The organism is Chroococcidiopsis cubana SAG 39.79 (genome assembly GCF_003991895.1).
Taxonomy (GTDB): domain Bacteria; phylum Cyanobacteriota; class Cyanobacteriia; order Cyanobacteriales; family Chroococcidiopsidaceae; genus Chroococcidiopsis; species Chroococcidiopsis thermalis.
In genome coordinates this window covers 1-1480 of the sequence record NZ_RSCK01000243.1, presented here as the reverse complement: position 1 = coordinate 1480, position 1480 = coordinate 1, and the positions used below count along the sequence as shown (strand labels likewise).

The 1480-nt window shown below is 40.3% G+C and carries 2 protein-coding genes; both read right to left on the bottom strand.

Annotation, left to right across the window (positions count from 1 at the left end; all coding sequences use genetic code 11):
* Window positions 1–22 precede the first annotated feature (22 nt).
* Window positions 23–1051: a hypothetical protein gene (locus DSM107010_RS37675; RefSeq protein ID WP_106168931.1), complete on the bottom strand. Its 1029-nt coding sequence runs from the start codon at window positions 1049–1051 to the stop codon at window positions 23–25.
* 130 nt (window positions 1052–1181) lie between these two features.
* Window positions 1182–1480, bottom strand: a 299-nt coding sequence (locus DSM107010_RS37670; RefSeq protein ID WP_199756062.1) for a hypothetical protein, incomplete at its 5' end; no start/stop codon positions are given.

The following is a 1480-nucleotide window of genomic DNA, read 5'->3' as shown; positions in this document are numbered from 1 at the left end:
CAACCTGTAAATAATCCGTTGATTAGGCAGCCAGAGCGGGGAACCACAACTGCTGCCACTGACCGTTTAGTTCAGCCACTTTGAGTAAACTTAAGGCTCTACTACCATTAGGTCGCCAGCTCATACCCTTGTTCTTCTGCCGCTGCCCAACTGTTAAATCTACTGCCTTCTCCATTCGTCCACTGCCGATAGTTTTACCAGCTCTTCTGCGGCACTCGTAGTTAATAATTTCGAGTTGATGTTTTTCCAAATATCCAATTAATTCACCCCATTTATCCAAATTTTTAGCATTAATCTGGTGCTTCAAGTACTCTAGGGCAACGGTGGTTTTACCCTGCCTTAAATGTGAGAGTAGAAATTTTAAGTGCTGGACTTTTTCCAGCTTATTGACAGCAATCATTGACATCAATTCTCGGAGTTTCTTGCTCAGATGATACCAATCTAAAACCACGGTAACTGCTACACCAAAAATGCTGAGAAGCCGATGACGAATAGTTCTAGCTCCATCAGTAATCGCTACTAAATTTAATGGAAAAGTTTTTCTCCCATATTCTTGTATGACTTTAGCTTTAACTACACTGGCTAAGGTGAGTAAATCTTTACCTTTTGCATCAATAGGCGCAGCTATGTATTCAAACTCCCCAGTTGCTTTTTGTAATAATACAATATCTGTTATGATGGCTGGAGTTTTAGTGACAAGCTCACTCAAGCTCTCACCTTCCCTGACGAGCTGGTTTCTGGCTTGTCTTTGCTCTTTCTGCCCTTTTACTTGAATGCCATCCTCAAATAAAAGAATTTCTTTTGATTCTGGCTGGTAAATATTTACTGTGGGATTTACTTTCACTACATCTTGGTTACTTTTAGCCAGAGTTATTCTTGTACTTTCATAAATTTCTTGGCTAAATTCTAGAGCTTTGTTACTTACTATTTGTCCTATCTTTTGGTCACTTAATAGTCTCTCTCCACTAACTCTTTCTACTAAACTAGCTACTTCTTCATAACTGAGGCGATTACTGTAGTAACCACAAAACTCCTGCAATCTTGAACTCATATAGCCTGATTGCAATTGATTTGTTAGAGCTAAGTAGTTGGTTCCTCGTCCATCAAATTGGTATTTCTGTAAACCGAATACAAACTTTCCATGTATTGTCTTAATCCATACTAGTCGTGTGCCGTTACAATTAAATTTCTGTTTTTTTTATCTCTTGCGTGAACTGGGTTTGAGCCCCAGTTAACAAGCTTGCTTCTATTTCGGGTAGTGCCTGCTGTTTCCAGTTTTCAACTGCTCCCTCGATCTCATGCAAACTTTGACCCCCTAAATCTATCTCGTGTGGCGCTAGATGGCTCAAAATATTCCCGGCTTCATCTCGAATCACTATTTCCACTCTTGCTCTCATACTTTGCTCCTTTTGACGCTCGTTCCCACCCATCTCTGGTCGTTCTCCTAGTCTAGTGGCATCAACGGATAATTTACAGGTGG